Source organism: Muricoprocola aceti (assembly GCF_025567005.1).
In the GTDB taxonomy this organism is placed as follows: Bacteria; Bacillota; Clostridia; order Lachnospirales; family Lachnospiraceae; genus Marvinbryantia; species Marvinbryantia aceti.
The window spans coordinates 216,919-243,318 of the sequence record NZ_JAOQKE010000001.1 but is presented as its reverse complement, the minus strand read 5'-3'; the positions used below and the strand labels follow the sequence as shown (position 1 = coordinate 243,318).

Sequence of the window (26,400 nt, the reverse complement as noted above, 5' to 3'; positions counted from 1 at the left end):
TGTAAGAATGGCAAGAATAGGTATCCTGGGTGCAGGAAGCTGGGGAACAGCCCTTGCGATTCTGCTGCATGATAACGGACATGACGTGACTGTCTGGTCCATTCATGAAGAAGAAGTAGAGACATTAAATACAACCAGAAGGCTTGAACGTAAGCTTCCGGGAGTAGAGATTCCGGAAGGAATTGTGTTTACCACAGATATGAAGGAGACGATGTCGGACAAAGATGTCTGCGTTCTGGCGGTGCCTTCTCCGTTTATCCGAAGCACCTGCCAGAAGATGAAGCAGTATGTCCGTGCCGGACAGATCATCGTAAATGTGGCAAAGGGAATCGAAGAAAACACACTGTATACACTGACTGATATCATAGAAGAAGAGCTGCCATATGCAGATGCCTGTGTGTTGTCCGGCCCAAGCCATGCAGAGGAGGTGAGCCGGAGACTGCCTACTACCTGTGTAGTCAGTTCAAGAACCAGAAAGACGGCTGAATATCTGCGCAGCGTATTTGTCAGTCCGGTATTTCGAGTGTACATCAGCCCGGATATGCTGGGAATTGAACTGGGGGGTGCGCTGAAAAATGTCATTGCCCTGGCAGCCGGAACAGCTGACGGACTGGGCTATGGCGATAATACCAAGGCAGCGTTGATTACCCGCGGTATCGCAGAAATTGCCAGACTGGGGATCAAAATGGGTGGAAAGCCTGAGACTTTTTATGGACTGACTGGTATTGGAGACCTGATTGTGACCTGTGCCAGTATGCACAGCCGGAATCGTAAGGCCGGCTATCTGATGGGGCAGGGTTATACCATGGAAGAAGCCATGAAGGAAGTGCAGATGGTAGTAGAGGGTGTCTATTCGGCAAAGGCCGCACTGGAGCTGTCCAGAAAATATCAGGTAGAGATGCCAATCGTTGAGCAGGTAAACAAAGTCCTTTTTGAAAATAAGAACGCAGAAGAGGCTGTTAAAGAACTGATGCTTCGGGATAAAAAGATTGAATCAGATGATACACAGTGGTAGAAGAAAATGCGGTTTGCTCTTGACGATTTTTTAAAATGGGTGTATATTCTTACTAACACGCATTAATCCGTTAAAGTGGAAAAGAAAATGGGAAAAGAGAGGAACGTAACAATGAAAAAAATAACAAAGAAAATGGTGACTGCCGGTGTGGCAGCAACAATGGTAGCTTCCCTTGGAATCGCAGCAAATGCAGAAGAGGCTACTTATAAAGTAGGCGTTTGCCAGCTGATTCAGCATGAAGCTCTGGATGCAGCTACACAGGGATTTCAGGATGCATTAACAGAAAAATTGGGGGACCGTGTTACATTCGATGTACAGAATGCTTCCGGAGAATCTGTAAACTGTTCTACTATCATCAATGGGTTTGTTTCCGATCAGGTAGATCTGATTCTTGCTAATGCTACAGGAGCACTTCAGGCAGCAGTAGCCGGAACATCAGATATTCCGATTCTGGGTACAGCGGTAACAGACTATGCGACAGCACTGGATATTGATGACTGGACAGGTACCGTAGGAGGAAATGTTTCCGGTACTTCAGACTGTGCACCACTGGAAGATCAGGCGGCTATGATTCTGGAACTTGTTCCGGATGCGAAGACAGTAGGTATGCTGTATTGTTCCGCAGAGCCTAACTCTGAATATCAGATAAATGCTGTAACAGAAGCATTGAAAAAGCTGAATCCAGATCTGGAGATCACAAATTACACATTCGCAGATTCCAATGATATTTCATCTGTGGCAACATCAGCATCCGAAAGTGATGTGATCTATATTCCTACAGATAATACGGCAGCAAATAATACAGAGGCTATCAATAACGTCCTGGAACCGGCCGGAGTACCGGTTATTACAGGTGAGGCTGGTATCTGTGAGGGATGTGGTATTGCTACCTTATCAATCAGCTATTATGATCTTGGCTACACAACTGGTGAAATGGCATATGAGATTCTGGAAGAAGGTGCAGATATCTCTACAATGGCAGTACAGTACGCACCAAATGTAACAAAACAGTATATGGCTGACAGATGTGAAAAGCTTGGAATTACTGTACCTGACGATTATGAAGCAATTGAAGCAGAATAGGGTTTTTGTAAATTTCTGAATCCGACAATGGATATAGAATAAATCGTAACTGTGAAGGCACTGAACAGTTACAAGAAATCTAAAATAATAAGAGGATGAACTGTCACGGATGGGTCAATGATTATCTGTGACAGTTTCCTTTGTATATGAGGAGGGTAAGAAAGTGAACATTTCTTCACTTATAAATTCACTGCCGGGAGCCTGCGCACAGGGTCTGATCTGGGGGATTATGGCGATCGGTGTTTATATTACTTATAAAATACTTGATCTCGCAGATCTGACTGTTGATGGAACCATGTGTACAGGAGGGGCCGTCTGTGTCATGATGATTATGGCCGGGTTTCCTGTTCCGGTAGCTCTGGCAGGTGCATTTGGCGCCGGAATGCTGGCAGGACTTGCGACTGGTATTTTCCACACAGTAATGGGTATTCCGGCAATTCTGGCGGGAATTCTAAGCCAGCTTGGACTGTATTCGGTAAACCTGCGTATTATGGGCAGCAAGGCGAATCAGGCAGTCAGTGTAGATAAATATGATCTTTTGGTTTCGCTCCGCTATATTAAGAATGTTGCTTTTTATAAAAATACCATTTTTGTGGCAGCAGTCTTTATTGTAGTAATTATCGCATTATTATACTGGTTCTTTGGAACTGAGCTGGGATGTTCGATCCGTGCAACCGGATCGAATCCGAATATGTCCAGAGCACAGGGAATCAATACGAATGTAAGTAAAATTATTGGCCTGATGCTTTCCAACGGAATTGTGGCTCTGTCCAGTGGTATGTATGCTCAGTATCAGGGATTTGCAGATGTAAATATGGGACGTGGAGCGATCGTAATCGGTCTGGCAGCTGTTATTATCGGAGATGTTCTGTTTGGAAAATTTGCCAGAAATTTTGCTGCGAAGCTTCTGGCTGTAGCTGTCGGAGCAATTGTGTATTATCTTGTACTTCAGATAGTACTCTGGCTGGGGCTGAATACCAATGATCTGAAGCTGTTATCAGCACTTGTGGTTGCAGTATTCCTTGCATTGCCGACTATGAAGAAACAGTATTTCCAGAAAAAAACATCAAAAGGAGGTGCCGGCCGTGCTTAAACTGGTAGATATCAGAAAAACATTTAATCCTGGTACCGTGAACGAAAAAAAAGCGTTGAATGGTCTGAATCTGGACCTGAAAGAGGGCGATTTTGTAACAGTCATTGGTGGAAACGGAGCCGGAAAGTCCACGATGCTGAATGCCATTGCGGGTGTATGGCCTGTTGATGAAGGCGAAATACTGATTGATGGCGTAAATGTAACAAAGCTTTCTGAGCATAAGAGAGCCAAATATCTGGGACGTGTATTCCAGGATCCTATGACAGGGACAGCAGCAACCATGGAAATCGAAGAAAACATGGCTCTGGCAGCAAGGCGTGGTCTGCGACGTACTTTAAAAAGTGGTATTAATGAAGCAGAACGGGAACGTTACAAAGAAAAACTGAAAATTCTTGATCTGGGACTGGAAGACCGGCTGACGGCAAAAGTAGGACTCCTTTCTGGTGGACAGCGTCAGGCACTGACTCTTCTGATGGCAACTCTGACAAAACCGAAGGTATTGCTGCTGGATGAACATACCGCAGCTCTTGACCCGAAGACAGCGGCCAAAGTTCTGGCAGCTACGGATAAGATCATTGAGCGAGATCATCTGACAGCGATTATGATTACTCATAACATGAAAGATGCCATTGCACATGGTAATCGACTGATTATGATGCATGAGGGAAGAATTATCTACGATGTACAGGGAGAAGAAAAGAAAAATCTTCATGTTTCCGACCTTCTGAATAAGTTTGAACAGGTCAGTGGCGGAGAATTTGCCAACGATAGAATGATGCTTACCTAAACCGGTATACCGTCAAAATAGACAATTTCTAAAAGAAAAATGAGGCAGTATTGGAAAAATAAAATGACAGTTTTCCGATACTGCCTTTACTTTGTGCTAAAAAAAGTACAAAAGAAAGGATCGTTAATTAATTGTTTATTATGGATTCCAGGACAATAAAGTGCTATACTGAAAACGTATCAATTGTGGACGAAAAATATATGTTTCTTTTATCATTTCTATATGGTGCAGAGGATAGAAAATAGAAAAAACAGATATGCGGAAATCTGCAAATCAAACTATAAGGAAGGTGAGCAATTGGAAAACTATACTAAGTATAAGTTAAAAAGTACGGATGAACTGGCTTCCCTGCTGGCTGATAAGGACAACCTGTTCGTCATTGCTTGTAACAAGTGCTTCAAAGAATTTGCGACCGTTGACGAGCCGGATTGTGATGAATTTATCAAGTTCGCAGAAGAACAGGGTAAGCATATCACAGGTAGTGCAAAGGTTGATTTTTTATGTAACAAAACTCACACAGAAAAAGATTTACCAGATATGATTCCGGAAGGAGCAGAAAATATTGTGGTAATTTCCTGTGGCCTTGGTATTCAGACAGTTGCCGGTTTAACAGGCAAATCTGTCATTGCAGCCAGCAATTCTTTAAATTACAGGGGACATCATGGTATGGCTCTTACCAAAAAGAGCTGTGATGCATGTGCTCAGTGCTATCTGAACATTACAGGTGGTGTCTGTCCGATCGTGGACTGCTCCAAGAGCCTGGTAAATGGACAGTGTGGCGGTGCCAAGAATGGAAAATGCGAAGTAGACCCGAATAAAGACTGCGCATGGGAGAAGATCTATCATAGACTGGAAAAACAGGGACGTCTGAAAGAATTTTTACATCAGCCGGTACAGCTTCGTGATTACTCCAAAGTAAACTTTAAGTTTGTGAATGATTACGTAAAATCTATCCGTGAGAACAGACTGGAAGGCTACTACGGCGGCGTTCATCCATGTGAACACAAGGAATTCACAGAACATCTTCCACTGGTAAAATTCCCGGATCCTGATACAGTAGTGATTCCATTATCTATGCATGCAGGCGCACCGGCCAATCCGGTTGTACAGGTTGGAGATACCGTAAAAGTTGGACAGGTGATTGGTGAAGCAGCAGGATTTATCAGCGCTCCAGTTCATTCCAGCGTCAGCGGAACAGTAACAGCGATTGAGAACCATAAGCATGCAACCAGAGGAGAATGCTTATCTGTAGTCATTAAATCCGATGGAAAAAATACTCTGCACGAATCTGTAAAACCGAACAAAGATCTTGACAGCCTTACTCCGGATGAGATTGTGGAAATCGTAAAGAATGCCGGTATCGTAGGTATGGGTGGAGCAGGATTCCCGACATCTGTAAAGCTGAAACCACCTAAGCCGATTGACACCATTCTGTTAAATGGATGCGAATGCGAGCCATTGCTGACAGCGGACCACAGAGTACTTCTTGAGTATGCAGATGATGTGATTTTTGGCCTGAAAGCAATGATTAAGACTGTGAATGCGGAAAAAGGTCTGATTGTAATTGAGGACAACAAGCCAGATGCCATTGAACTGATGCAGTCTAAAGTGGCTGACATTGATAATATCGATGTAGTAGTAGCGAAAACAAAATACCCACAGGGCGCAGAAAAAATGCTGATCAAACGTGTCATGAAGAGACAGGTTCCAAGCGGCGGACTTCCTGCTGATGTGGGATGTGTAGTTGGCAACATCAGTACGACAAAGGCTATTTCTGATGCGATTCAGAAAGGTATGCCATTAATCGAACGTGTGGTAACGGTTACCGGAGAAAAACTGAAAAAACCGGGTAACTATATTGTAAAGATTGGTACCAATACCAAAGACCTGATTGACTACTGCGGCGGCGTAACTGACTCAGATGTGATGTTCAAAGCCGGTGGTCCTATGATGGGATTTGTTCTTCCAGATACGAATGTACCAATTATGAAGGGCTCCAATGGTATTATTGCGATTGAACCGGATCAGACAGAGGCGGTATCCTGTATCAAGTGCGGACGCTGTGTAGATGTCTGCCCAATGGAACTTTCTCCGCTGTATTTTGCAAAATACGCGGATGAAGAAAACTGGCAGGGCATGAAAGACAAACATGTCATGGACTGTGTAGAATGCCGTTGCTGTGAATATATCTGTTCCTCCAAGATTCCGATTGTATCTAAGATCAAAGCCGGTAAAGCGGTAGTAAGGGGGATGAAGTAAGATGTTAATTACAGAATTAAAATCGAAAGAAACACTCGCATCTCTGACAGCAGGAAAGAAAGTATTTGTAATCAACTGCCATGGATGCAAGGAAGTACATTTCCCTGAAAAAGAAGCAACTGAATTCCAGAAAGAGCTGACAGAAGCTGGAAATGTAACAGGTATTATGACAAAAGACTATATCTGCAATCCAGAAAATCTGAAGCTGCGCCTGGAAAAACATATGGATGAAATCAAGGCAGCAGATGTTGTTCTGGTATGCTCCTGTGGTATCGGCGTGCAGACAGTTTCAGAATATCTGGATGGCAAGATTGTGTATGCAGGATGTGACACCTATCCACTTCCTGGATTTCAGGGTGTGACTCCACAGGAATATGACTGCAAGCAGTGCGGAGAATGCTATCTGAACCTGACTGGCGGAATTTGCCCGATTACTGCCTGCTCCAAGAGCCTGGTAAACGGACAGTGTGGCGGATCCAAGAACGGCAAGTGCGAAGTGGACAGCAATATGGAATGTGGATGGGAACGCATCTACAGACGTCTGGCGCAGATTGGCCGTCTGGATGTACTGAAGTGTCCGGTACAGGTTCGCAATTATGCAACAGATGATGAAGTATCAAAATAGGAAAAACCTAAATTTATAAATGATTGGAGCAATGTAAAATGAAAATTACTGAGTTATTTAAACAAGGTGAATTTGTAGTATCTGCAGAAGTAGGACCGCCAAAGGGGATTCACATTGAAGGTTTACTGGAAGAAGCAAAAACATATTTAAGTGGTATTACAGCAGTCAATGTAACAGATAACCAGTCTTCTGTTATGCGTCTTGGTTCCCTTGCAACCTGTAAGGCATTAAAGGACGAAGGGCTGACACCTATTTACCAGCTGACATGTCGTGACAGAAACCGTATTGCTCTGCAGTCTGATCTCTTAAGCGCAGCAATGCTTGGTATTGATAACATTTTGTGCTTGACTGGTGACCATACAAAGATGGGCGACCATCCACAGGCGAAGCCAGTCTTTGACCTGGATTCTGTATCTTTGCTTCATACAGTAAAGCAGCTGGAATCAGGCGTAGATCTTGGCGGAAACGAACTGGTAGGCGAACCGCCTAAGTTCGCTAAAGGCGCTGTTGTTTCACCATGCAGCGATTCTGTAGATGCACAGCTGGCAAAGATGGAACGTAAAGTTATGGCAGGTGCTGATTATTTCCAGACGCAGGCAGTTTATGAACCAGAGAAATTCATTAAGTTCATGGAAAAAGCAAGCCAGTTTGGCAAACCGGTACAGCTTGGTATCGTAATTCCGAAGTCAGCAGGTATGGCAAAATTCATGAACAAGAATGTGGCTGGTATCCACGTTCCGGATGAAATGATTGAAGAACTTGCAAAAGACAAAGAAAAGACAAAAGCAGGTATTACAGGTGTAGAGATTGCAGCACGTATTATTAAAAAATGTAAACCATATTGTCAGGGCGTACATATTATGGCTCTTGGATGGGAATCAAAAGTTCCTGATTTATTAAAACTGGCTGAAATCTAAAAAATATTATTTTTTGAACTGTGCAAAAGGACAGGAACTTTCTATAATAAAGAAAGAACTTGTCCTTTTTGTAATATAGTTCTAAAAAAATGTGAAAAATGCACGGATCAATTGTAGCAAAAATGAAATATTTTTCGTCAAATATGTGGAAAGCCTGTTTTGTTCTTGAAAAAATACAATCAATAAATCCTTTATTTTGGCGCTTTTTTGAAAATTAAGGATTTCATTTATTGAGATTTATTTAACAGTGTGGTATACTATGAAAAGGATAGGTGCTTAGATATATGCCTGTCAAATTCTTAACAAAAGTAGGAGGGAGGCGTAACATCCATGCATATTGTAAAAGATGAAAATGGCAACATTTGTGAACATGCACATGCACATGAACATATGCACACTCATACCTATGAGCACAGCCATGCACACAGTCATGAACATGGGCATGAAGATGATCATCATCATGAACATACGCAGACAGAAGAGGGTACCCACTGCCATGGCAGTGAAGGCCATTGTCATGGACAGGAAAGCCACTGTCACGGGCAGGAAGGTCATTGCCACAGCCACAGTCATGAAGACCAGACAACACCGGCGAATCAGAATGAAGCACTTCTGCAGTACATGTTGGACCATAATACTCATCATGCCGCAGAGCTGGATCAGATGGCACAGAAGCTGGCTGCTGACGGACATGGGAATGCGGCAGAACAGATCCGCAAAGCTGTGGATGAGTTCCAGAAGGGCAATCTTTATCTGAGCCTGGCTTTGTCACTGGTAAAAGAATAAAATCAGGAGGCGATGATATGTGTCTGGCAACAGTAGTAAATATCAATCAGCCTGACAGTATAGTATTAGAATATGTCAGCAAAATTGAGGTAAATGGTAACCAGATCACTTTGACAGATGTCATGGGCGAGCAGAAAGTGGTAGAAGGAACGATCGCTATGGCAGATCTGACAGGTGGAAGAGTAGAGATCAGATGTAATTAATGCCTGATCTTTACAAAACAGCAAGAATATAGTATCGGTTCAGAATGCGCTGTTACAGAAGACGGAACGGATACGAAATACAGAACATCTAAGGAGAAACAAATATGTCAGTTACAATAGCAGTTGCAGGAAAAGGCGGGGTTGGAAAGACAACATTATGTGGTCTGCTGATCCAGTATTTATGCGAGACAGGACGACGACCTGTGCTGGCAGTGGATGCTGATGCAAATTCTAATTTAAATGAGGTGCTTGGTGTAGATGTAGATATGACACTGGGCGAGATCAGAGAAGAAGTTGCAAGAGCAGAAACAAGCAAGGACAATCCGATTCCTGCAAGCATGTCAAAGTCCGATTATATGGAGATCATGTTTAACCGCTGCCTGGTGGAAGATGATGATTTTGATATGCTGGTTATGGGAAGAACCCAGGGCAAGGGCTGCTACTGTTTCGTAAACGGATTATTGCAGACACAGCTTCAGAAGCTCACACCAAATTATCCATATGTGGTAGTAGATAATGAAGCTGGTATGGAACACATCAGCCGCGGTATTCTTCCAAAAGTCAATATTCTGCTTCTGATCAGTGACTGTTCCAGAAGAGGAGTACAGGCAGTAGGCAGAATCGCTGCACTGGCCAAAGAATGTGGATTAAATCCGGATACAGTAGGCCTGATTATTAACCGTGCTCCGGATGGTAAGGTCAATGAAGGTACTATGGAAGAAGTAAGAAATCAGGGACTGGAACTGATCGGAGTAGTGCCTCACAGCACCGAAGTATACGAATATGATTGTGAAGGAAAGCCAACAGTAGAGCTTCCGGCTGATTCACCTGTGAAGCTGGCTCTTCACGATATCATAGATAAATTAAAGCTCTAAAAATCTACCAAAAAAATATAAGGAGGTAAATATGGGAGATTTTAAGTTAACCACAATTGAAGAAAACGAAGCGATTACCAATCGACTTCTCGAGACTGGCGCAAAGGTTGGCGCAGACTCATGGCAGCTCAGAGTAAAGAACCAGACTCCACACTGTAAGTTTGGTGAACAGGGCGTATGTTGCCGTATCTGTTCTATGGGACCATGTCGTATTACACCAAAGGCTCCACGCGGAATCTGCGGCTGCGATGCTCATGGTATTGTAGGACGTAACTTCCTGAGATTTACAGCAGGTGGTTGTGCTGCTCACTCTGACCATGGACGTGAGATCGCACATACCCTGTATCAGGCAAGACCAGAAGGACCATACAAAGTAAAAGATCCTGAGAAACTGATCCGCATCGCAAAAGAATGGAATATTGAGACAGAAGGAAAAGATATCTATGATCTGGCTCATGAAGTAGCATATGTTGCTTTGGGAGAATATGGTAAAATTGAAGGATATCAGAACTTTACAAGCAGAGCTCCGGAACATACACGTGAACTTTGGAAAAAAGCTGAAATTATGCCACGCGCAGTTGACCGTGAAATCGCTACAGCAATGCATATGACACATATGGGTAACACATCTAAACCAGAAGCACTGGTACGTCAGTCATTCCGTACAGGCCTTTCTGATGGATGGGGCGGATCTATGACAGGTACTGAATTCTCTGACGTATTGTTTGGTACACCTACTCCAATTGAAACAGAAGCAAACCTGGGTGTAATGGTAGCTGAAAACGTAAACATCGTTGTACATGGACATGACCCAAGCCTTTCCGAACTGATCTGTGAATATGCAGATGATCCGGAAATGATTGCATACGCAAAATCCAAAGGTGCAAAAGGCATCACCGTATCTGGTGTATGTTGTACATCTAATGAAGTTGCAATGCGTCGTGGTATTCCAATGGCTGGTAACTTCCTGCAGCAGGAAAACGTTGTTCTGACAGGTGCCTGTGAAGCGATCGTTGTAGACGTTCAGTGTATCTTCCCTGCATTAGGCCCTCTGAGCAAATGCTTCCATACCAAGTTTGTGACCACATCTCCGATCTGCCAGATGCCGGATTCTGATTTTGTCAGGTTTGATGCTGCTACAGCTGGTGAAAATGCAAAAGCAATCGTTAAGATGGCAATTGATAACTTTGAAAACAGAAATCCAGACCTGGTTTACATCCCAGATACCAAACAGAAAGCAACTGTTGGCTACTCTGTAGAAGCAATCGTTAAGACTCTGGATGGTGTTACCAACTCACAGGTTGATGAAACTGGTACAACAAAACCATTACTTCAGTGTATTACATCTGGTGTCATTCGTGGTGCAGTTGCTATGGTTGGATGTAACAATCCTAAGATCAGACCTGACTACCTGCATGTAGAACTGATGAAGAAAATGATTGCAAATGATATCGTAATCATTGCTTCCGGATGTTCTGCACAGGCTGCTGCAAAAGCCGGTCTGATGGACAAGGCTGCAAAAGATCTTTGCGGTGCGGGTCTGAAGAGAGTCTGTGAACTGGCAGATATCCCTCCAGTACTTCATATGGGATCCTGTGTAGATATCAGCCGTATGCTGATGCTTGCAGCAGAACTGGCAAAAGATTCAGGATTGAATATTTCTCAGCTTCCTGTAGTTGGATGTGCTCCTGAATGGATGTCTGAAAAAGCAGTATCTATCGGAAACTACGTAGTATCTACAGGTCTTGATACATTCCTTGGAGTAGATCCATATGTATCTGGTTCTGATCAGATGTGCGAACTGCTTACTAACGGCGTAAGAGACTGGGTAGAAGCTGCTTACACAGTTGAAAAAGACCTGGATAAACTGGGAGATCTTATGATCGAGAGAATCGAAGAGAAACGTGCTGCTCTTGGAATCTAATTTCTATATCATAAACAGAGTCTCCGCTGCGACAAAAGCGGAGCTCTGCCATAAAGATCGAAACAATGACTGAAAATAAAGGTGGATGAATTACAATGAAAATAGCTGTAACTGGTAAAGGTGGAGTCGGAAAAACAACATTTGCAGCAACGCTTGCGCGACTGTATGCAGATGAAGGCAAACAGGTTCTGACAGCAGATGTCGATCCTGATGCGAACCTTGGACTGGCTCTTGGCTTTTCACAGGAGGAAATCGATCAGATCGTACCCATTACTAAAATGCGTAAACTGGTACAGGAACGTACCGGAGCATCTGATGACAACAAATTTTATAAACTGAACCCGATGGTGAGTGACATACCGGATAAATATGCAAAAACATGTAATGGCGTTAAGCTTCTGGTTCTGGGAACTGTAGATACCGCCAACAGCGGATGTGTCTGCCCGGAACATGTGATCCTGAAAAGAATCATCAATCATCTCGTATTGCGAAGCGATGATGTAGTCATTCTGGATATGGAAGCAGGCCTGGAGCATCTGGGACGTGGTACTACCGAAGGAATGGATCAGTTTGTTGTTGTTATTGAGCCTGGTGCAAGAAGTATTCAGACATACCGTAATGTAAAACGTCTGGCTAATGAGCTGGGTGTAAAACAGGTCAATGTAGTCGCAAACAAAGTCAGGGACGAAGAAGATGAAGAATTCATCAGAAGTCAGATACCAGAAGAAGACTTGCTTGGATTTATTCACTATAACAAAGAAGTGATTGATGCGGATCGAAAGGGTAGTTCCCCGTATGATTTCAGCAAAACGGCTGTAGATGAAATACGGGCGATCAAAGAAAAAATGGATGCACGATCCACAAAATGATTTAGGAGGATAAAATAATGACATTATTTGATGTTGTATTTGCTGGAAATGACGCTGTCTTTGGAATGACAGAGAAAGCAATCGATGATGCGATTGCTGCAAACGGTGCTGATAAGGCCGTTGCACTTCCTGATACTGCTTACAGCCTTCCATGCTACTATGCTGTAACAGGTACAAAGGTAGGAAATCTTGGAGAAATGAAAGCTGCTCTTGGTGTCGTAAAGACATTAATGACAAGAGAAAAAAGACTGAATGATGTATTCATGTCTGGTGTAGCTACTGCTCTTTGTGCAGAATTTATTGAAACACTGAAATATATGGATGGAGCAACACCATACGAAGCTCCTTGCTACGGACATCTTGGTGATGCTGTAATCCGTGAACTTGGTGTACCACTTGTAACCGGAGATATCCCAGGTGTTGCAGTTATTCTTGGTGCAGCTCCAACTGCTCAGGAAGGTGTTGACCTTGTAAAATCTTATCAGGCACAGGGTATTCTGGTAACTCTGGTTGGTGGAATCATTGATCAGTGTGAAGAACTTGGATATAAAACAGGCGCTAATGTACGTGTAATCCCTCTTGGAAAAGATGTTACTTCTGTTATCCATGTAGTATCTGTAGCAGTCAGAGCAGCTCTGATCTTCGGTAACATTCAGCCAGGAGATGCTGCAGGACTGATGAAGTACACAATGGAACGTGTACCTGCATTCGTAAATGCATTCGCTCCACTGAATGAAGTAATCGTAGCTTGTGGTGCAGGCGCAATCGCTCTTGGTTTCCCTGTAATCACAAACGACCAGCCTACAGTAGATGCTGTAAACGGCCGTGTACCAAAGAGCCTGATCGTTCAGGAAGATATCAGCAAATTCAATGCAACTTCTCTGGAAGCAAGAGATATCAAGATCAAGATCACAAACATCGACATTCCTGTAGCATTCGCATCTGCATTTGAAGGTGAAATCATCCGTCGTGGTGATATGCAGGTTGAATTCGATGGTTCCCGTGTTGACTGTTTCGAACTTGTTCAGACCAAAGAAGCATCTGAGATCGAAGACCATAAGATCGAAGTCATCGGACCTGATATCGATACATTTGAAGTAGGAAGCAAGCACTCTATCGGTTATGTAGTAGAAGTAGCAGGAAAGAGCATGCAGACAGACTTCGAATCTGTATTCGAACGTAAATTCCACTCTTATCTGAACTGTGTAGAAGGTCTTATGCATACAGGACAGCGTGATATGATCCGTATCCGTATCAGCAAAGATACTTTCAATGCAGGCTTCAGAGCAAAACATATCGGTGAAGTTCTTTACGCAAAGGTTAAGAATGAATTTGCTGCAGTAGTTGATAAATGTCAGGTTAAGATATACACAGATGCTGAAAAATGTACAGAACTGCGTCACAACCTTGCAATCCCTGCATTCGATAAACGTGATGAAAGATTGACATCTATGACAGATGAATCCGTTGATGTATACTACAGCTGTATCATGTGCCAGGCATTCTCTCCAAGCCACGTATGTGTAGTTACACCAGAACGTCTTGGACTTTGCGGTGCTGTTTCATGGCTGGATGCAAAAGCAACAAACGAGCTGGATCCTCAGGGACCATGCCAGATCATCACAAAAGAAAAAGTTATCGACGAAAGAATCGGTGAATACGAAGATGTTAATGAAGCAGTTCGTAAATTCTCCCAGGGCGCTCTGGAAGATGTATCACTGTACTCTATCATTGAAAAACCTATGACATCCTGTGGATGCTTCGAATGTATTTGTGGTATTGAACCACTTTCCAATGGTGTATGTATTGCCAACCGTGAATACGCTGGTATGACACCAATCGGTATGACATTCTCCGAACTGGCTTCTATGACAGGTGGTGGTGTTCAGACACCTGGTTTCATGGGACATGGTAAACATTTCATCGCTTCTAAGAAGTTCATGAAGGCAGAAGGCGGTGTGGCAAGAATCGTATGGATGCCAAAAGAACTGAAAGAAACAGTAGCTGAAAGATTAAATGAAACAGCTAAGGAACTTTATGGAATTGAAAACTTCACTGATATGATCGGTGATGAAACAGTTGCAGAAGATCCTGAAACATTACTGGCATTCCTGGAAGAAAAGGGACATCCGGCTCTTACCATGGAACCAATGATGTAATTTCTATATTTTCCACAAAGGAAAACAGGCATATATTGCGGAAAAGGATGCTACTTGCATTTGATTCTTATACAAAAATCATAAATCGAAATGCAAGTAGCACAAATGCTTGATTTTCTGGGAAAATATGTATATAATAAGGAAGAATTATTGTTAAAATAGACACAAACTGACTGCATAAGAACAATATGCGGTCAGTTTGTGGCGGTTGAAAACTGAAGGAGGAAATTGAAAAATGCCGTTCACAGCAAAATCAGGAAAATTTAATGCCAGCATTAAAACTGTTACAATTGGAACAGGTGACAAAGCGATCACACTTGGTGGCGAAAATGCACTTCCATTACAGAGCTTCGATGCTCCATTTGCAAATGCACCAAAAGTAGGTATTGAGATTACAGACTTTGGTATGGAACATGAACCGGAATGCATTCAGAAGTATTACGAAGGATGTTCATCCATCGCAGATATCGCTAAGAAAGCAGCTTCTTTTGAAGGTGTTGATTTCTTAAGCTTCCGTCTGGAAGGTGGCGACCCTAACGGCGCTAACAAATCCACAGACGAACTGATCGCTATGGTAAAAGAAGTTGCGGAAGCAGTAGACCTTCCACTGGTTATCTCCGGAAGCAAAAATGCTGAAAGAGATGCTGAGCTTCTTGGTAAAGCAGCTGAAGCTGTTCAGGGAAAGAATGCTCTGATTCTGGCAGCAAAAGAAGAAAACTACAAAACAGTTGGTGCAGCAGCAGGCCTTGCTTACAATCAGGTAGTTGGTGCTGAATCTTCTGTTGATATTAACCTCGCAAAACAGTTAAACGTATTATTAAGTCAGTTAGGTGTAAAACCGGAATCTGTTGTTATGAATGTAGGTACAGCAGCAGCCGGATACGGATATGAATATGTTGCATCCACCATGCAGCGTGTTAAATCTGCAGCTCTGTCTCAGAACGATGCACAGCTTCAGATGCCTATCATTACTCCAGTTGCATCTGAGACATGGTCTACAAAAGAAGCAACACAGGCAGAAGCAGATACACCAGAATGGGGAGATCAGGAAAGACGTGGTATCGATATGGAAGTTGAAACTGCAGCAGCAGATTTAGCTTGTGGTTCTGATGCCGTAATCTTAAAACATCCTGTATCCGTAGCAACTGTTTCCAAACTGATCAAAGAATTAGTTTAATCACTGTTTAAGGAGGATAAAAGACAATGGCATTAAAAGGTCTTGATATTTTTAAATTATCACCAAAGAAAAATTGTAAAGAATGTGGAAGCCCGACATGTATGGCTTTCTGTATGAAGGTTGCTCAGGGTGCTGCTGATATCAGCGCATGCCCTTACTTCTCAGAAGATGCAAAGGCTCAGTTATCTGAAGCTACAGCACCTCCAATGAAGAGCATCAAAATCGGTACTGGCGCAGAAGAAATGGTTCTCGGTGGAGAAACCGTTATGGAACGTCATGAAAAAACATTCGTTAACAAAACAAGATATGCAGATTCTCTTTGCAACTGCATGGATGAAGCTACCATTGAAGCAAAACTTGCAGAAGTTCCGAAGGTTGATTATGACCGTATCGGTGAGAGAATGTATGCAGAACTGATTTATGTAAATTACTCTGCAGAAGGTTCTTATGATTATGTAGAACTTGTAAAGAAAGCTGCTGCACTTGGCAGAACTCTGGTACTGGGATGTACAGACGTAGAAGTAGCAAAAGCTGCTCTGGCTGTATGTAAAGACAGCAAACCAGTTCTGAATGGTGCTACACCAGCCAACTACGCTGAGATGAACGCAGTTGCTACAGAAGCAGGAGTTGTTCTTGGTGTCAGCGGAGCTGATATGAATGAAATCTATGACACAGTAAAAGCACTGGAAGGACTTGGAAACAAGAACCTGGTGATTGATACCACAGGCGCTACTGTAAAAGAAACATTTGCAAATACTGTACAGCTTCGTAAAGCTGCAATCAAAGATGGTGACAGAACATGCGGTTATCCATCTATCGTAAATCTTGTAAAAGTAGCAAAAGATGATCTGCATCTGCAGGCTGCTCTGGCTGCTATCTTTACAATCAAATACGGTTCTATCGTTGTTATGCAGGAAATTACTTATGCTGAAGCACTTCCTCTGTACGGTCTGCGTCAGAATATCTTCACAGACCCTCAGAAGCCAATGCGTGTAGAACCAGGTATCTACGCTCTGAACGGTGCAGATGAGAACTCTATCTGTCTGACAACCGTTGACTTCGCTCTTACATACTTCCTGGTATCCGGAGAACTGGAACGTTCAGGAGTACCTGTAAACCTGATCATCAGTGATGCAGGCGGACTTTCTGTACTGACTGCATGGGCAGCTGGAAAACTTTCTTCTTCTTCTATCGAGAAATTCTGGAAAGAAGCTGATATCGAAGGTAAGATTAAGAATCGTAAGCTGATCATCCCAGGTAAGGTTGCAGTTCTGAAGGGCGAAATCGAAGCAAAACTGCCAGGATGGGAAGTTATCATTGCTCCAAGAGAAGCAGTAGAACTGGTTAAATTCCTGAAAGATATGCAGGCAAACGGAGAAGCTTAAGAGTATTTGACATTTGTGCAGTAATCAATGAAATAGTTATAAAAATAAAACTATAAGGAGGCTACAAAAATGGCAAAATTTATTACAATCGGAGAAAGACTTTCTACTACAGCACCAGCAGTAAACAAAGCTTTCACAGAAAGAGATGAAGAACCAATCCTGAAGAGAGCAAAACAGCAGCTGGACGCTGGAGCAGTTTATCTTGATGTAAACATCGGACCTGCTGAAAGCGATGGAGAAGATCTGATGAAATGGGCAGTTCAGTTACTTCAGAGCAATTTCGACAATGTTCCTCTGGCACTGGATACAGCAAATAAGAAAGCAATCGAAGCAGGTATTTCTGTATACAACCGTTCCAAAGGAAAACCTATCGTTAACTCTGCTGATGCAGGAAGCCGTATCGAATACGTTGACCTGGCAGCTGCAAACGATGCTATCGTTATCGCTCTCTGCAACGCTGAAGGTATTGCAAAAGACAACGATGAACGTATGGGATACTGCCAGACTCTTCTGGAAAGAGGTATGGAACACGGTATGGAAGCAGAAGATCTGTGGTTTGACCCATTATTCCTGGTTGTAAAGGGAATGCAGGACAAGCAGATGCAGATTCTTGAATTCATCAAGATGCTGTCTGATATGGGTCTGAACTCAACAGGTGGTCTGTCTAACAACAGTAATGGTATGCCAAAGACCATCCGCCCAATTATGGACTCCGCTCTGGTAGCTATGGCTATGATGCAGGGTCTTACATCTGCAATCGTTAACCCTAACGATCTGAGACTGATGGAAACCATCAAATCCTGTGATGTATTCAGAGGAAACACTCTGTATGCAGATTCTTATCTGGAGATCTAATAAATGTATAAGGTTACATTTAAGTTTGAGAACAGCGAAGACGTGATCGTCTTCGCTGCTCTTGGTGAGAACCTTCTTGAGGTAGCGAGAAAAACAAACGTAGCTATCGATGCCCCATGTAATGGAAATGCGGCCTGCGGAAAATGTAAAGTGCGTCTTCTTGGCGGCGAACTGGATTCGAAGAAAACTCATCATATTACAGATGAAGAGTATGCAGGCGGTTGGAGGTTGGCCTGCTGTAGTAAGATATGCGCAGATGTAGAGATAATGGTTCCGGATATCGCATCTGCTTATAAGAGCCGAATGAAAGTGGCTGATTTAAGCTCACCGGACGAGATAAAGATATTTGACGATTTAAAGAAACAGGTTGCAGAAGCCGGTATTACATTGAAGAATGATATGAAAATTGTATCATTAAAAATGAGTGAACCGACTCTGGATGATACGATGCCGGATAACGAGCGTTTCACCCGTGCACTTCGTGCAGAAACAGGAGTAAATGTTATTCGAATATCCTATACAGCTTTGAATAAACTTGCCTTTGTATTGCGGGAAAGTCATTTTGATATTCAGGTTGTATTGCGTGAGACTGAAAAGGACCTGTTTGTGTATGACGTTTTTGAAAAAGAAAAAAATGTAATTGTAGGTGGTATGGCTGTAGATATAGGTACTACGACTGTCTCTGCAATTATTATCGATATGCTGACAGGAGAGATCCTTGCCAAAGGATCAGCTGGAAATGGTCAGATCCGTTATGGTGCGGATGTTATTAACCGTATTATTGAATCTGGTAAGCCTGGTGGACGGGAGAAATTGCAGAAGGCGATAATAGATGAGACTATTAATCCGTTGGTAGACACTATGTGTCGACAGGCGCATCTGGATCATGAGCAGATTTATCGTCTGTGTATCGCATCTAATACTACGATGAATCATCTGTTGCTAGGTGTTTTTGCAGATCCGGTACGTATGGAGCCATTTGTACCTTCTTTCTTTAAGACAAATTCTGTCTTTGCCTATAATATAGGAATCAAGGTAAATCAGGACGCACATATTATTTTTGCACCGAATATCGGCAGTTATGTAGGCGGTGATATCACAGCAGGTGCTTTCGTAAGCATGGTATGGAATAAACCAGAGTTTTCCCTGTTTATTGACCTTGGTACAAATGGAGAGATTGTTTTCGGCAATTCAGACTTTATGTTCAGTTGTGCATGTTCAGCAGGACCTGCCTTTGAAGGGGGAGATATCAGCTGTGGTATGCGTGCAACAGATGGAGCAATTGAAGCCTGTACGATTGATGAAGAGACAATGGAGCCTGCCTATTCTGTAGTTGGCGATCCAGGCACAAAGCCGGTTGGTATCTGTGGTTCTGGTATCATTGACATCATTGCAGAACTGTTCCGCTGTAAAATTATCAGTCCGAAGGGTAAATTTATCCGAGAAGGTAAGAGAGTTCGTCATGATGAACATGGTATGGGCTCTTATGTGATTGCATTCCAGGAAGAAGCTGGTTCTGTCAAAGATGTTGAGATCACGGAAGTAGACATTGACAGCTTCATTCGTGCTAAGGGTGCTATCTTCTCAGCTATTCGTACCATGTTGTCCTATTGTGATTTTGACGTATCCATGATCGAGCATGTGTACGTAGCAGGTGGTATAGGAAGTGGCATTAATATGCAAAATGCGATTCGTATCGGAATGTTCCCGGATGTACCACTGGAATTATACGAATATATTGGTAATTCTTCTCTGGTGGGAGCTTATGCAATGCTGTATTCTACAGAATCTGAACAGAAAGTATACGAGATTGCGCAGAATATGACTTATATTGAACTGAGTAATATTAATGCTTATATGGATGAATTTGTGGGTGCATGTTTCCTGCCACACACCGATTCTGCGCTGTTTCCAAGCATTGTATGATTTGTATGAATAGTTTGTAATTTTTTTCACAGGATGTCAGATAAATGTCTGACATCCTGTTGCTTTATCTATCGGTTTTGTGATAGAATAGACAAGAAGAGTGAAGAAATATGAATGAGGATAAAAGATGAATTTAGATTACGCAAAGAACAGTATAGAAGAGGTACCTTTCGGTCAGTATCTGGAGCAGTTTCAGGCGCTGGATCCGAAGGCAGCAGCTGTTCGCACTGGTATTCCTTATGATGCAGAACGTAAGTGCTTTACCATGAGAATGCTGCAGAGAACATATGAGATCAGCTGGCCAGAGTGCAAGGTAACCTGTCTGGATAAGACAGAAGGTGTGTTTGCAATTATGGAAGATGCGGTAGATGCGAAGATATTTGCTATCCGTTATCTGTTGAACGGGGTACAGTCTGACTCAACAGGTAAGTTCCTGACATACCGTGAACTTCCGAGCGGTGACTTGTATTTTCAACAGTTCCAGGGCAGATGTCTGATGCGTCTTGCATACGGCTTTGGATTTAAGCTGGATAAGTTCGCAGAGATTATGGATCGTCTGGGCGCAAAGAAGCTGTCATATGGAGATGTATCTTATGAGGTTGAGTTTATCAATGGCCATTTTGTAAGATTTATTCTCTGGGCAGGTGATGACGAATTTCCACCGTCATCTCAGATTTTATTTTCTGATAATTTCCCGCTGTCATTTGAAACCTACGATCTGGCAGTAGTTGGAGATATAAGTATTACCACATTAAAAAAAATGCAGTAAATGGAGGATGAATTATGGGATTTTCTACAGTACCATGTAATGAATTTGTGGAAGTATTAGCATCAAAGGCACCAGTTCCAGGTGGCGGCGGCGCTTCTGCCCTGGTTGGAGCTATCGGAACAGCCCTTGGAAATATGGTTGGAAGCTTAACCGTTGGTAAGAAAAAATATGCTGAAGTAGAAGAAGAAATGTGGGAACTGAAAGGCAAATGTGATCAGCTTCAGAAAGACTTTCTTCGTCTGATCGAAAGAGATGCGGAAGTATTCGAGCCGCTTTCTAAAGCATATGGTATGCCAAGGGAGACAGAAGAGGAAAAGGCAGAGAAGGCACGCGTAATGGCTATTGTATTAAAAGATGCCTGCTCCGTTCCAATGGAGATCATGGAGAAATGCTGTGAGGCCATTGATATCATTGCTGAGTTTGCAGCAAAAGGATCTACTCTTGCAATCAGTGATGCAGGAGTTGGTGTGGCTTTTGCAAAAGCAGCATTAAAAGGTGCCAGCCTGAACGTATATATTAATACCAAGTCCATGGCAGATAAAGAACTGGCAGCTCAGCTGAATGCAAAATGTGACAAGATGCTGGAAGACTATACTGCAAAAGCAGATCAGATTTTTGACAGTGTATTAGGTCGTTTAAAATAATAAGAGTTGTGAAAGGAGCTATTATGGCAAAACAGTTATTAGGTAAAGAGGTTACCGCAGCATTAAACGAAAGAATTAAAGCAAATGTGGCAGCATGCCAGGAAAAGGGAGTAAATCCTACTCTTTGTATCATTCGTGTGGGAGAAAATCCAAGCGATATCTCCTATGAAAAAGGTGCAACCAAACGTTGTGAAACACTGGGAGTTGCATGTGAAAAGATTCTTCTTCCAGAAGATGTGACACAGGAAGAACTGCTTGCAACGATCGATAAAGTAAATAAAGATGCTCATATTCATGGCGTACTGTTATTCCGTCCATTACCAAAGCATCTGGATCAGGCAGTGATCGAAAATGCACTTGCACCAGAGAAAGATGTAGACTGCATGACAGATCTGTCTATGTCTGGAGTATTTACTGGAAAGAAGATTGGTTTCCCTCCTTGTACACCACAGGCTTGTATGGAGATTCTGGATCACTATCAGATCGACTGCACCGGTAAGAAAGCAGTTGTGATTGGACGAAGCCTTGTAGTTGGAAAACCGGCAGCTATGATGCTGGTAAAGAAGAATGCCACTGTCACGATCTGTCATACAAAGACAGTAGATATGCCATCCGTAGCACGTGAAGCAGATATCATTATTGTAGCAGCCGGACGTGCCGGTGTAGTTGGCGCTGAATATGTCAGAGAAGGACAGACTGTCATCGACGTAGGAATCAATGTCAATGCAGAAGGTAAATTATGTGGCGATGTTGATTATGCTGCAGTAGAGCCAATCGTAGATGCCATTACACCTGTTCCTGGAGGAGTAGGAAGTGTTACCACTTCTGTACTGGTAGGACATGTAGTGGAAGCTGCTATGAGAACTTTAGCATAAGCCTTTATGAATAAGTGACGGAAAAAAAGACAGCCAGGATTCCCCTGACTGTCTTTTATCCTTTTTGGAAGATCAATTGGAAAGAGAAAAATAAGGGAGAAGCGATGAAACAAAGCAAAAAGAGATTAACATGGTGTTGTCTGTGCTTTTTCTGTATTTTGATGATAAGTTCTTCTTCTGTGTTGGCTGCAGGCAGACAGACAACCATAAAAGAACTGCTGCAGACCGGGCTTCAGCCGGTAGGAAGTACCATGTATGTATGGGGCGGTGGATGGAGCAGAAATGGTGCCAGCAAAGAAGCCAGACGTCTTGGAGTAAGTGCATCCTGGAAAAAGTTCTACAAAAAGCAGAAAAAAGGTTATAATTATCGTAAATATCTGTTTCAGTCATCCAAAGGCCTGGATTGTTCCGGGTATATTGGATGGTGTATTTATAATGTGCTGGAAGAAACTGACGGAAAGAAAGGTTATGTGCTGTATGCACAGAATATGGCACGCAATTATGCCAGCCGTGGGTGGGGAACTTTTACAAAACGATCAAAAGTAAAAAATTATAAAGCAGGAGATATTATGAGCACTCCAGCCGGTCATGTTTACATAGTAGTTGGATCCTGTAAAGATGGGAGCGTGGTATTCCTTCATTCCAGTCCACCTGGTGTGACCTTATGCGGCACCACAACTCCGTCTGGAAAGACCAACAGCCAGGCAGTAAAACTGGCAAGGAAATATATGAAAAAATACTATCCTGTCTGGTATAAAAAGTTTGGTGACTGCAGCAGGGGTATTTCTTATCTGACAGACTATCATCAGATGCGGTGGGATATATCCGGCAAATCTGTGATGACAGATCCAGATCATTATCGAAAGAAGAGTGCTGAACAGATCTTAAAAGATCTGTTCCGAAAAAGATAAAAACGACGGTTTCAATAAAAATTGTTAAAAAAGTTGTATAACTCAATTGACAAACTGGCAGTATTGCACTATACTATCAGTGTGTAATTGAATATTACTTTATTAAGTGCATGAGTAATCATGAAAAGGGAATTTGGGTGAGAATCCCAAGCGAACTGGTCACTGTAATCAGGGAGTAGGTCCAACAGCCATTGCATAACCCTAAGATGTGAGAAGGCGGAATCATACGATGATCTGTAAGTCAGGAAACCTGCTTAATAAATGAGATGTGCTCCAGATACAGCGCAAGCATCCAACCAAGCGACGAAGTCGTTTGTGAGACGTGACTGCATGGGTGAGCAGGCACATTTTTTTCTAATGGTAAATTAGAATGTTTGATTTGATGGATGAATCTCAAGTAGGAGATTACACAAATACCTCCTTCATACCGGAGATTCTTGTTAATCCGCATGACAAGAGAACGGCATGAATCCCCGGCAGATCCGCAGCTGCCGGGGATTTTTTTACTCTTGATTATTTTTTATCAATTTGTCTATTTCTTTTGATTTTATTCCCAGATATATGTAAAAAGTGCACATTGACAATCTTTTGACGATAAGGTAGAATCTATTATAGTTAAATAATTAACAATGAATATTTTAAAGGAGGAAACTGATGGCTGACAAAACAATCAAAAAGAACACCATTGAAACTCTCGAGGATCTGGAACTTGCGATGAAGGAACTTCGCGAAGCACAGAAGATTTTTTCTACCTACACACAGGAACAGGTGGACGCCATTTTTAAGGCAGCTGCCACAGCAGCCAATAAGGCACGTATTCCATTATCCAGAATGGCTGTAGAAGAGACGGGTATGGGTGTACTGGAAGACAAGGTAATCAAGAACCACTATGCGGCAGAATATATTTACAATGCCTATAAGAACACAAAGACCTGTGGTGTAATTGAAGAAGATCCTGTCTATGGTATTACCAAAATTGCGGAACCTCTTGGAGTGATTGCGGCAGTGATACCTACCACGAATCCTACGTCTACCGCTATTTTTAAGACGCTGATCTGTCTGAAGACACGAAATGGTATCATTATCAGTCCACATCCGCGGGCTAAGAACTGTACCGCAGCAGCTGCAAAGATTGTTTTGGATGCAGCAGTAGCAGCCGGTGCACCGGAAGGTATTATCAAATGCATTGATGTTCCATCGTTGGAGCTGACCAATAAAGTGATGCAGGAAGCAGACTGTATACTGGCTACCGGCGGCCCGGGTATGGTAAAGGCAGCTTATTCATCCGGAAAGCCTGCACTGGGCGTAGGTCCTGGTAATACGCCTGTGATTATTGATGACACAGCAGATGTGAAGATGGCAGTAAACTCTATTATTCATTCCAAGACATTTGATAATGGTATGATCTGTGCATCGGAACAGTCTGTTACAGTTCTGGAAAGTGTATACAAGGCAGTAAAAGAAGAATTCAAGTACCGTGGCTGCTATTTCCTGAAAAAAGAGGAACTGGATAAGGTAAGATCCACGATCTTGATTAATGGTGCTTTAAATGCCAAGATCGTTGGTCAGAAAGCAGCTACCATTGCAAAGATGGCAGGAGTAGAAGTACCGGAAGAGACAAAGATCCTGATCGGTGAAGTGGATTCCGTAGATATCAGTGAACCATTTGCTCATGAGAAGCTGTCACCGGTTCTGGCTATGTACAAGGCTAAGACATTTGATGAGGCACTGGAAAAAGCTGCTCAGCTGGTAGCAGACGGCGGCTATGGCCATACATCATCTCTTTACATTAATGTTAATGAAAAAGAAAAAATGGCAAAGCATGCAACTATGATGAAGACCTGTCGTATTCTGATCAATACTCCTTCCTCACAGGGTGGTATCGGAGATCTGTATAACTTCAGACTGGCTCCGTCTCTGACACTGGGATGTGGAAGCTGGGGTGGCAACTCTGTTTCTGAGAACGTTGGTGTCAAACATCTGATCAATATTAAGACCGTTGCAGAAAGGAGAGAAAACATGCTTTGGATGCGCACTCCGGAAAAGGTATATTTTAAGAAGGGCTGTACGCCTGTTGCACTGGATGAACTGAAAAATGTCATGGGTAAGAAGAGATGTTTTATTGTTACTGACTCTTTCCTGTATAAGAATGGCTTTACAAAGAAGATAGAAGACAAACTGGATCAGATGGGTATTGTACATACCTGTTTCTCTGATGTAGAACCAGATCCATCTCTGGCAAGTGCAAGAGCAGGGGCGGCAGCAATGAGAGCCTTTGAACCAGACTGTATTATTGCAATGGGCGGCGGATCTGCTATGGATGCCGGAAAAATCATGTGGGTATTATATGAAAATCCAGATGCAGATTTCTCAGAAATGTCCATGGATTTCATGGATATCCGTAAGAGAGTTTACACTTATCCTAAGATGGGAAAGAAAGCCTATTTTATCGCAATCCCTACTTCATCCGGTACCGGATCTGAAGTGACACCATTTGCGATCATTACCGACCGTGAGACTGGAATCAAATGGCCGCTGGCTGATTATGAATTAATGCCGAATATGTCCATTGTAGATACTGACAACATGATGAGTGCACCAAAGGGTCTGACCTGTGCATCCGGTATTGATGTTATGACTCATGCTATTGAAGCCTATGTTTCCATTATGGCATCTGATTATACGGACAGTCTTGCGCTTCGTGCCATCAAGCTGGTATTTGATTATCTGCCGAGAGCTTATAAAGACGGTAATGATGTAGAAGCGAGAGACCATATGGCAAATGCTTCCTGTATGGCAGGTATGGCTTTCGCCAATGCATTCCTGGGTCTGAATCATTCTCTGGCACATAAGCTGGGAGCGTTCCATCATCTTCCTCACGGAATTGCAAATGCACTGGTATTGTTAAACGTAATGCGTTATAACAGTGCTGAGGTGCCGACAAAGATGGGTACTTTCCCACAGTATCAGTATCCACATGCCCTTCAGCGTTATGCAGAAATCGGAAGATATGTAGGACTGACCGGTAAAAATGATCAGGAAGTATTTGAAAAACTTCTGGCAAAACTGGATGAACTGATGCGTACCATCGAGATCAAACCAACGATCAAAGAGTATAACATAGATGAAAAGAAGTTCCTGGATACTCTGGATGAGATGTCCGAGCAGGCCTTTAATGACCAGTGTACCGGCGCCAACCCAAGATATCCACTGATTTCTGAAATCAAAGAACTGTATCTGAAATCCTATTATGGAAAATAATC

22 protein-coding genes and 1 riboswitch are annotated in these 26,400 nt (G+C 42.7%); all 22 genes read left to right on the top strand.

Annotated features, from left to right (window positions below; translation table 11 throughout):
• Positions 1-7: 7 nt before the first annotated feature.
• Positions 8-1,015: an NAD(P)H-dependent glycerol-3-phosphate dehydrogenase gene (locus OCV47_RS01200; RefSeq protein ID WP_262653177.1), complete on the top strand. Its 1,008-nt coding sequence runs from the start codon at positions 8-10 to the stop codon at positions 1,013-1,015.
• Between the two features lie 111 nt (positions 1,016-1,126).
• Complete coding sequence (locus OCV47_RS01195; protein ID WP_262653174.1) at positions 1,127-2,098, top strand: ABC transporter substrate-binding protein; 972 nt, start codon at positions 1,127-1,129, stop codon at positions 2,096-2,098.
• A 163-nt stretch (positions 2,099-2,261) separates the two neighbouring features.
• Positions 2,262-3,191 (top strand): ABC transporter permease, encoded by a 930-nt coding sequence (locus OCV47_RS01190; RefSeq protein WP_262653173.1) that lies wholly within the window; start codon positions 2,262-2,264, stop codon positions 3,189-3,191.
• The gene (locus tag OCV47_RS01185; protein WP_262653172.1) at positions 3,184-3,978 is read left to right on the top strand and encodes an ABC transporter ATP-binding protein; all 795 of its coding nucleotides are present in this window, start codon (positions 3,184-3,186) and stop codon (positions 3,976-3,978) included. Before OCV47_RS01190 ends, OCV47_RS01185 begins: the two co-directional genes overlap by 8 nt.
• Positions 3,979-4,275: 297 nt before the next feature.
• Positions 4,276-6,237 carry an electron transport complex subunit RsxC gene (gene rsxC / locus OCV47_RS01180; RefSeq protein WP_262653169.1) on the top strand — a complete coding sequence of 654 codons (1,962 nt, stop codon included), beginning with the start codon at positions 4,276-4,278 and terminating at the stop codon, positions 6,235-6,237.
• 1 nt (position 6,238) lies between these two features.
• Entirely contained in the window at positions 6,239-6,862 is a 624-nt protein-coding gene (locus OCV47_RS01175; protein ID WP_117449691.1) for a methylenetetrahydrofolate reductase C-terminal domain-containing protein, read from the top strand.
• A gap of 38 nt (positions 6,863-6,900) precedes the next feature.
• Complete coding sequence (locus tag OCV47_RS01170) at positions 6,901-7,779, top strand: methylenetetrahydrofolate reductase (RefSeq protein ID WP_262653166.1); 879 nt, start codon at positions 6,901-6,903, stop codon at positions 7,777-7,779.
• A gap of 330 nt (positions 7,780-8,109) precedes the next feature.
• Complete coding sequence (locus OCV47_RS01165; protein WP_262653165.1) at positions 8,110-8,565, top strand: DUF8180 domain-containing protein; 456 nt, start codon at positions 8,110-8,112, stop codon at positions 8,563-8,565.
• A 17-nt stretch (positions 8,566-8,582) separates the two neighbouring features.
• Positions 8,583-8,768 carry a CooT family nickel-binding protein gene (locus OCV47_RS01160; protein WP_117448729.1) on the top strand — a complete coding sequence of 62 codons (186 nt, stop codon included), beginning with the start codon at positions 8,583-8,585 and terminating at the stop codon, positions 8,766-8,768.
• Between the two features lie 104 nt (positions 8,769-8,872).
• Positions 8,873-9,643 (top strand): ATP-binding protein, encoded by a 771-nt coding sequence (locus OCV47_RS01155; protein ID WP_256296430.1) that lies wholly within the window; start codon positions 8,873-8,875, stop codon positions 9,641-9,643.
• Between the two features lie 31 nt (positions 9,644-9,674).
• Positions 9,675-11,567, top strand: coding sequence for an anaerobic carbon-monoxide dehydrogenase catalytic subunit (gene cooS, locus OCV47_RS01150; RefSeq protein WP_262653163.1), 1,893 nt, complete (start codon positions 9,675-9,677; stop codon positions 11,565-11,567).
• 95 nt (positions 11,568-11,662) lie between these two features.
• The gene (locus tag OCV47_RS01145; RefSeq protein WP_256296426.1) at positions 11,663-12,436 is read left to right on the top strand and encodes an ATP-binding protein; all 774 of its coding nucleotides are present in this window, start codon (positions 11,663-11,665) and stop codon (positions 12,434-12,436) included.
• A 17-nt stretch (positions 12,437-12,453) separates the two neighbouring features.
• Positions 12,454-14,595 (top strand): acetyl-CoA decarbonylase/synthase complex subunit alpha/beta, encoded by a 2,142-nt coding sequence (acsB, locus tag OCV47_RS01140; RefSeq protein ID WP_262653160.1) that lies wholly within the window; start codon positions 12,454-12,456, stop codon positions 14,593-14,595.
• Positions 14,596-14,830: 235 nt separating this feature from the next.
• Entirely contained in the window at positions 14,831-15,772 is a 942-nt protein-coding gene (gene acsD, locus OCV47_RS01135; protein WP_262653159.1) for an acetyl-CoA decarbonylase/synthase complex subunit delta, read from the top strand.
• Positions 15,773-15,798: 26 nt separating this feature from the next.
• Positions 15,799-17,157, top strand: a complete 1,359-nt coding sequence (gene acsC / locus OCV47_RS01130; RefSeq protein ID WP_262653158.1) for an acetyl-CoA decarbonylase/synthase complex subunit gamma — start codon at positions 15,799-15,801, stop codon at positions 17,155-17,157.
• A gap of 69 nt (positions 17,158-17,226) precedes the next feature.
• Positions 17,227-18,012 (top strand): carbon monoxide dehydrogenase/acetyl-CoA synthase methytransferase subunit, encoded by a 786-nt coding sequence (acsE, locus tag OCV47_RS01125; RefSeq protein WP_262653156.1) that lies wholly within the window; start codon positions 17,227-17,229, stop codon positions 18,010-18,012.
• 3 nt (positions 18,013-18,015) lie between these two features.
• Entirely contained in the window at positions 18,016-19,938 is a 1,923-nt protein-coding gene (acsV, locus tag OCV47_RS01120) for a corrinoid activation/regeneration protein AcsV (protein WP_262653154.1), read from the top strand.
• A 127-nt stretch (positions 19,939-20,065) separates the two neighbouring features.
• Entirely contained in the window at positions 20,066-20,707 is a 642-nt protein-coding gene (locus OCV47_RS01115) for a DUF3786 domain-containing protein (RefSeq protein ID WP_262653153.1), read from the top strand.
• A 14-nt stretch (positions 20,708-20,721) separates the two neighbouring features.
• The gene (locus OCV47_RS01110; protein ID WP_256296411.1) at positions 20,722-21,351 is read left to right on the top strand and encodes a cyclodeaminase/cyclohydrolase family protein; all 630 of its coding nucleotides are present in this window, start codon (positions 20,722-20,724) and stop codon (positions 21,349-21,351) included.
• A gap of 23 nt (positions 21,352-21,374) precedes the next feature.
• Entirely contained in the window at positions 21,375-22,226 is an 852-nt protein-coding gene (locus OCV47_RS01105) for a bifunctional 5,10-methylenetetrahydrofolate dehydrogenase/5,10-methenyltetrahydrofolate cyclohydrolase (RefSeq protein ID WP_117448740.1), read from the top strand.
• Between the two features lie 104 nt (positions 22,227-22,330).
• On the top strand, positions 22,331-23,137 hold the full coding sequence (locus OCV47_RS01100; protein WP_262653151.1) for a hypothetical protein: 807 nt from the start codon (positions 22,331-22,333) through the stop codon (positions 23,135-23,137).
• An 87-nt stretch (positions 23,138-23,224) separates the two neighbouring features.
• A riboswitch (cobalamin riboswitch) is annotated at positions 23,225-23,409 on the top strand.
• Between the two features lie 382 nt (positions 23,410-23,791).
• Complete coding sequence (gene adhE, locus OCV47_RS01095) at positions 23,792-26,398, top strand: bifunctional acetaldehyde-CoA/alcohol dehydrogenase (protein WP_262653150.1); 2,607 nt, start codon at positions 23,792-23,794, stop codon at positions 26,396-26,398.
• The last annotated feature ends 2 nt before the right edge of the window (positions 26,399-26,400 follow it).